The sequence below is a fragment of the Desulfosporosinus sp. BICA1-9 genome (assembly GCF_000802135.1).
Map to the genome: position 1 here is coordinate 1 of NZ_JUEE01000159.1, position 7,049 is coordinate 7,049.

8 protein-coding genes and 1 pseudogene are annotated in these 7,049 nt (G+C 39.9%); 1 reads left to right on the forward strand and 8 read right to left on the reverse strand.

Annotated features, from left to right (window positions below; genetic code table 11):
- The 7 genes from JL57_RS35000 to JL57_RS35005 all read right to left on the reverse strand — a co-directional run.
- Positions 1 to 147: DUF3102 domain-containing protein (locus tag JL57_RS35000; protein ID WP_291300335.1), on the reverse strand; the 147-nt coding region annotated here is incomplete at its 3' end.
- 685 nt (positions 148 to 832) lie between these two features.
- Positions 833 to 1,081: a type II toxin-antitoxin system RelE/ParE family toxin gene (locus tag JL57_RS20195; RefSeq protein WP_034143778.1), complete on the reverse strand. Its 249-nt coding sequence runs from the start codon at positions 1,079 to 1,081 to the stop codon at positions 833 to 835.
- Positions 1,065 to 1,325, reverse strand: coding sequence for a hypothetical protein (locus tag JL57_RS20200; RefSeq protein ID WP_034143779.1), 261 nt, complete (start codon positions 1,323 to 1,325; stop codon positions 1,065 to 1,067). Before JL57_RS20200 ends, JL57_RS20195 begins: the two co-directional genes overlap by 17 nt.
- A gap of 123 nt (positions 1,326 to 1,448) precedes the next feature.
- Positions 1,449 to 3,308, reverse strand: a complete 1,860-nt coding sequence (locus JL57_RS36540) for a DEAD/DEAH box helicase family protein (RefSeq protein ID WP_366557061.1) — start codon at positions 3,306 to 3,308, stop codon at positions 1,449 to 1,451.
- On the reverse strand, positions 3,305 to 4,411 hold the full coding sequence (locus JL57_RS36545; protein ID WP_366557062.1) for a TOTE conflict system archaeo-eukaryotic primase domain-containing protein: 1,107 nt from the start codon (positions 4,409 to 4,411) through the stop codon (positions 3,305 to 3,307). Before JL57_RS36545 ends, JL57_RS36540 begins: the two co-directional genes overlap by 4 nt.
- Before the next feature lie 774 nt (positions 4,412 to 5,185).
- Positions 5,186 to 5,458 carry an HIRAN domain-containing protein gene (locus JL57_RS36550; RefSeq protein WP_034143780.1) on the reverse strand — a complete coding sequence of 91 codons (273 nt, stop codon included), beginning with the start codon at positions 5,456 to 5,458 and terminating at the stop codon, positions 5,186 to 5,188.
- Positions 5,397 to 5,597 carry a helix-turn-helix transcriptional regulator gene (locus tag JL57_RS35005; RefSeq protein WP_291300334.1) on the reverse strand — a complete coding sequence of 67 codons (201 nt, stop codon included), beginning with the start codon at positions 5,595 to 5,597 and terminating at the stop codon, positions 5,397 to 5,399. The genes JL57_RS36550 and JL57_RS35005 overlap by 62 nt, the downstream gene beginning before the upstream one ends.
- A gap of 178 nt (positions 5,598 to 5,775) precedes the next feature.
- Between JL57_RS35005 and JL57_RS20215 the strand changes: the two genes are divergently transcribed.
- Positions 5,776 to 6,303: an SLOG family protein gene (locus tag JL57_RS20215; RefSeq protein ID WP_034143781.1), complete on the forward strand. Its 528-nt coding sequence runs from the start codon at positions 5,776 to 5,778 to the stop codon at positions 6,301 to 6,303.
- Between the two features lie 511 nt (positions 6,304 to 6,814).
- Here the strand turns inward: JL57_RS20215 and JL57_RS20220 are convergent.
- Positions 6,815 to 7,049: pseudogene (locus JL57_RS20220) on the reverse strand (preprotein translocase subunit SecA); the annotation flags it as partial.

Genomic DNA, 7,049 nt, shown 5'->3' on the forward strand with positions numbered 1-7,049 from the left:
CTTGGCCTCCGTCAGCCGCCTTCCGATCTCGATGGCGGCGGCAAGGTAGATTCTCTCAGCCTGGTATTTGATTATATTAATTTCAGCCGCGATTACATGCGGCGTGCGTCCGCTGATGATATCAGTTTCAGTTACTGTATCAGTCATGATATCCACACTCCTTGGGGCTAATTTCACTCATAGGATATGTGGCCAGACTTAAGAGTGTGACAACCTCAGTCGTTCACGCAAATCTTCTTTTTCCAAGGCCGGTTCATGACGGCGTTTTTACTGTCAAGGATGAGTTTAAATGCCTGATACAAGAAAAAAGCCTCTCCAAAAAGAGAAGCTAATTAGTAAACCTTATAAATGTACTTGACTAGATCATAACCTAATTAACACTAATAATTTCAAAACGCATTACATATTGCACTACAACTACTTTTTGGTCTAATAGAAAACCCTGAAACCCTTAATAATACTGGTTTACTGGTCGGAGCGACATGTTTTGAACATGCGACCTCTACCACCCCAAAGACGCGACCCACCTTGTTATAACTTAGCTTATTCTGTTAAAACCCTTTAATACCAAGGGTTTCAGGCATCGGTCATACCGATGCCTTTTCTTATTTTGTTATGCTTTATTACCTATTATTACCCTCGTTGCATTAACAGTTGCATTACCTTTTAGAAGCTGTGGGGCCAAGCGTTGCGCTGCCCATGCAACTATTTGAGCTTTGGGAAAAGGTTTTTCGTTCATAAAGATCGTCCTAGGGAAGCATGGAATATTTGCGATATCCATCGCCTCGTCATAGCTAATACAGAAATAATTAAAAGACCCTCTTCAGGTCTCTTATAATCTCTTATAAACTTCTCCACGAGGAGCAATTTTGATGATACTAATTAATATGTTTTCATCATCTTTGCTAAACACTATTCTGTAATTACCTACTCTCAATCTGTAGTCATCAATATTTCCTTGCAGTTTTTTCACATCCCCAAACGGAAGTTGGCCTATAGCATAAATGATTCTAACTTGAGTATTTCTATCCATTTTTAAGTATTTAAGACAATCTTTTTCATACCTAATTTTGTATTTCATCTTTATTTATCCCCAATTCTTGTAGAAGTTCATCTTGGTCAATAAATTGACCTTTTGCTTTTACTTCATCAAGATGGGCCTGTTCTTCCGCTGTGATAAATTCATGTTCGGACTCATTAATTTCATCCCATTTCTTTTGGCTTTCTCTAACCTTTAAAAACTCCGCTAAATCGATAATTGTTTTAATATTTTCAGGTTTTAACTCATCTTTTAAAATCTGCTCAATCTTTTGCGCTAAAGTCATACCGAATCCCTCCTTAAATTTAACTTTCATTCCGTTTACAATTACTTACATATCATATCATAAATAAATTGAAGATCCATTAAGAATAATATAGCCGGGAAACTTTGATATTTCCCGGCTATGTTATTTGTCCATGCTCATTATTAATTCGTTAGCAATGTTTGGGCTATCAAGTCGCATGATACTTTCTTCAGCACTACCAAAACTCAAAAGATTGATACTCCCATACCATACGATTCGTTGGTCAATGACGGCATATTTTTGGTGGATATTCGATTTGAAAACTAAACTTACTCCAGCCACTTGCAATAAGTCCAAGGTCCCCTGCAAAGCACTCGTATCCTTGTCTTTGAAATCTCCAATAGGCCGGGTTATCACGATTACTTTCACCTTATTTTCTAAAGCAAGCTTCAGGTGCTGCATCATTTGCAGAGTACGTCTCTTGGTAACAAAGGGGCTTACTATCAGAATTTCTCTTGCGGCATTGATAATATCATTCGTATAAACCGATAAGAAATTGCTCTTGTCAAAAATCACATCGATTGACTCTGGTGCAGTACTCTCGCCTTTTGCTTTATAACCAATCGTGGCATATCCGTTAAGCCGTTTATGGTACATCCGTTCAAGCATCCTAACATGAATGTCCACATAATCATAGATTTGCACTTCTTTTTTATTGGCAAAGAGTCTGTGAAGCCTTCCTGCATATTGTTGCAAGGTGCCTTTCCAAGATATTGGGATCACTAAAAACAACGTGTCAAGGCGTGGTTCGTCAAAACCCTCCCCAATATATTTTCCAGTGGCAACTAAGGTTAACGGCTTGTCATCTGGTGTCTCAGATATTCTTGTCATGATCTCCCTAGTTCGTTTTACTCCCATTCCACCCGTTAAAGAGATTACTTCGGGAATTCTCTCACGTAACTTATTGGAAAGTAATTCGACATGAGCCGTTCTTTCAGTTAAAACAAGACAGTTTCTGCCACTTTCAAAGCTTCTAACGATATCATCTATGATCAGTTGATTCCTAAATTCATTAACCACAATATCAGAATACAATTCTTGGATCGATACATCCTTTTCATTCTTATCTAAAGGGACTCTAAGCGACGTAAACCTTGGTATGACATAATGCTCAAAGGGTCTTTTCTCTGCCTGTTTTTTGGCATCATCTTTGAATCGTATAGAACCGCATTGCATAAAGATGATCGGCTGATGCCCATCTTTTCGTGTAGGCGTTGCGGTTAATCCATAAACGTATTTTGCATTAGAACTCTTAAGTACATTCTCAAAGCTAATCGCTGAAAGATGATGACATTCATCCACAATAATCATGCCATAATTTTTCACACAATCCTTCACTTCTCCCATTCTGTTCAACGATTGCATGACAGCTATATCGATTATTCCACTCAGGCTATCCTTTCCTGCACCCAATTGCCCTATAGTACTATTTACCTTTTTTCTTCCTTTCGTTTTGACATCAATTACGTCTGGAAGTGTTTCATTTATCGTCAGGAATTCCGTTAATCTTTTTTTCCATTGGGTAACTAAATTTACTTTATCAACAATTATCAGCGTATTAACTTTTCTCTCAGCAATCAGCTTTATGGCAACCACAGTTTTTCCAAAAGCAGTGGTTCCGGAGAGCACTCCAGTATCATGCTTGAGCAATTCAGCAAGTGCCCGTGGTTGTTCATCTCTCAAACTGCCGATAAATTCTACATCGATGCTTCTGCCGTGATTGGTTTCAGTGATAAATTCAGGTTCAATCTTTAGTTCTGCAAAAAAGGCCCTTACATCAGCTTCACACCCTCTTGGCAGACAGAGATAGTCTTCTGTTTCGTCAGAACATGATATTATTCTAGGTATTTTCTTTTTATTGATGGGCATTCGCATGGCCTGGGCCTTATAAAACTCTGGATTATTAAAAGCCGCCAACCGTTTTAATTGATTTAACGCTCTATGAGAAATGCCTGTTTTCAAGATGAAGACATATTTGCTTTGACAATTTTTATTGTCTGAGAAAAATCATTCTCTGATAGTTTGACAGTGTTTCTTGTTTCCCAAGGTTTTTGTGGTTCTTCTTGATCATCTCTTTTCAAGATTCCAAGTTCGTTTCCATTGCAAAGTTTTGATATGAGACTTTCGACTTCATCTTCAGACAGCTTTCGCAGGGTTGTCATGAATTCCCATTGATCATTATATGGTTCAAAATTGGCATCTATAAAAACGCTGTTATTATTAATCCTTGCTGCTTTTTGCAAGGGCAACGCAATCAAATTTCCCAAACCGCCCTTTGGCATAGTGTCCTGATTAGGAAAAAACCTGTCATATGATTTAAAGGTAATCTCATGCCTTTTATTCATAGCGTAGGTAAGTAGTGCGCTTCCGAGTTTTCTCGCCAACGTTGCGGCTATAGGGTTTTCAAAGAATATCCAGGCATGAGCTCCATTTCCTGACCGCGAACGTTCAATCGCTACGGTCAGATCAAATTCCGAACATACTTCTCTAAACTGTGAAATATCCTTCTGCCACTCTCCATCATCAAAGTCGATCGCTAAAAAATAGCAAGTTTCATCAAGGCACAGAGGATAGATTCCCCCAACTAAATTGCCACGCCCTCGTAAATGATCGTCGATAGTTTTTTCATCCAAACGGGCGTAGGCCTTATTGGAGCAAGAGGTACATTTTACCTTTGGTTTTCTGCATAGTTCAGATTTCCATTCATTTAAACAACACGGGATATATCCATCCGTTCCCTTATTTTTATTTTCCCACCGTTTAGCATAAACATCATCCCGTCCTTTAAAGAGTGACATATATAACTCGATTTTGTCCTTGGGATCTGACATGCTGTTTATGTTTGATAGCAAAGTATTGCCTTCTGATACATGATTGGATACTTCTGTAAATGTATCAGGTGTCGGAAATAAGCTATCCACAAACACATTATCAGAGCGTCCATCAAGAATAGCCCGATGTTCTGAAACACCGAGCTTAGTTTGTAAATTTGTTATTTCTTCTTTTAGATTGCCGTTCTCGAGTAACAACGCTTGATACTTTTCAAGCAGTTCTTCAAAGTTCATAATGCCACCCTTATATTACTTTAGCCTTCACATGAACCTTAGCCGTCAAGTCCAATCTGTATAAACCCTTTTCCTATAATATACCATATTAAAAGTCTAATAATCTTGTTGTCAATTTTTTATAAGATTTCCACCCTCACACCTAATGTCAGGATACCGGTCTCACCATTCCTGATCCACCTGATTTCAATAGAGCAAGTCGTCAATATTGCCAATATGATTCCCTCAAGAAAAAAGGCCCACCTTGGTACGCATTGTTAAGAGGCGTGGTGGGATCTGTTCCATTATTATATGCGAGTTGGATTCCTTTGGTCAATACTGAAATTCATCAATGCCCTCCTCTTGGATCTTGGATCTGGTATCTAATGGCGAAAACCATCGCCTATAAGTCCCACATCAACAGGTATTTATTCTTAACTTTTGCAAAAGACCTGTAAACGAAATTATTCAAACCCAATATATATAAGAGTGGGCGGTCCGTTCAAAAAACCTGATATCTAAATCTACGATCGGAGCTTGGGCGCTAGCTATAAATACGTATAGTAGTTCATTGTGGGTCCATGCGTTGAGCTGCCCATGCTCCTATTTGGGCTAATTGCTTATCTATTAAAGAACAAGCAGCGGATGTCACAGGTAAGCACGCAAGTAAATGCTCGCGAGACCCCGCGGTCTCTGGCAGACTCCACCCTCCCCATTACCTCGAACATTTTTATGCCGAGTTTACATAAAAAGGCACCCACATTCAAGTGAGTGCAGCTACCAAAGTAGAGAAAACTAAAGCAGGTTTCTCTCTATCGACAAATCCGCCTTAATACATTCTACACATTCTGTATCTTTACTTACCTCAATCACCCTGCAGGTAATCCTGGTATTATTTCCAATTAGCTTGCTAATTCCTTGTGCATAATAACGTGGTAAGTACCCTAATAGTGCACCTGCCATATTAGTTATTTTAATCGCATGCTTATCATGTTCATTTTCTGGTTCAAGAATTAATCTTAATTCTTGAACCAATTTTACATTTAAACACGGCGCAAATCTTATCAATCTGATCGATCTCGATCCTCTTTGTTTCTTCGTAATACATCTTCGATAAAGTCGCCGGCCTGATTCCGGTGAGCCTCGATAAAGTCTTTTGATTCATTTTATGTTTTCCGAGCAACTCGGACAACTTAATTCTTACCATGCGGAACACACTCCACAGTCTTTTGGCTTGATTGTATCAATAAGGGTAATAAAAGGATATATTTCTTAAATAATATAACCATATAAGTAATTTTATATAGCATAGGAGTAACTGCGGTGATATAATTACCTCAGAAGTAATTTTGCTCCCTTAGGAGTAACAATATGAGGTGATCTAAATGACTACGCCAAAAATTTGCTGTTTCACCGGTTACAGCCCTTCCAAGCTCCCGTTTAAGAATGACGAAAATAGTATTGCCTGCGTAAATTTAAAGATATTGATATACAGAGAAACAGAAGCCGCGATAAAGGATGGGTATACCCACTTTATCTGCGGCTTTGCTCTAGGATCGGATACATATTTTGCAGAAACCGTTATAGGATTACGAGACAGGTACCCGGAGATTACTCTGGAAGCGGCCCTGGCTTGCGAGACCCAGGCCGAGCACTGGCCGGAAAGAGACCGGGACAGGTACTTCGGTCTTCTTGACAAATGCGACCGGGAAACCTTTGTCAGCCGCAGCTATTATAAGGGGTGCTATCTTGACCGCAACAGTTATATTGTGAATCAAGCGCAGCGGCTGATTGCTGTTTTCGACGACCAATTCAGCGGGACGATGGTTACCATAAGTAAGGCGAAGGCTAAAAAACTGGAACTGGTCATCATCAATCCAAGTACCCTTCAGATAGATAGTGAAAGCCTATAAATAAACCCTCTACAGTGGCCTATCAAACACAGGGATCATCGATGAATTGTTCCGGGGTCTGACCCTCACACAATGGAAAACTATTCTGACAAGGAGATACTGAATGATGTTCAGATTATCTTTGCCGACGAGCTACGGCCCGATTCAACCCTCTTTTTACGATAAAGTACTTTATTCATCCATCTAAACCGCCCCAATTCCTCGGGTCCTTGGGTGCTCTGAAATTCCAAGTACAAATAACTATCATCAAGAGCATGACAGGCGGAGCTAACGGAATTCTACAACAACATACAAACCGAAACATAAAAAGGTGGCTCCAGCAATTGAAAGCTGTGAGCTTTCCAAGTCTCATAATAAATACATGATCACGAGGCTTTTCTGGCGAATTTGGGACCGTACATACGCCGGTACTCCTGCAGACCGGCCTCTACCTGAACAACGACAGCGTCCGCCGCGATTTCCCAGCCTGAAGTATCCGAAGCTTCGGGGATGTGCTCATGCTCACCATTCCTTACTGCGTATCTTCGCCGGGACGAGCTTGCCTGCTCCACGTCTCATCCTTAAGCCACACATTCAAAAGATCATATATTTTATTCTTATAAGTGATATACGTCTCCTTGTCATTGGGGGCGATTTGGAGCAGCTCATGCTTCACATCCTTAATGGTTTTATCCAGGTTTTCACAGAGGAAGGCGATATGGTTGGCCCTGACCTTGAGCGACGTATTAATGAAGTTCGTTTTCATC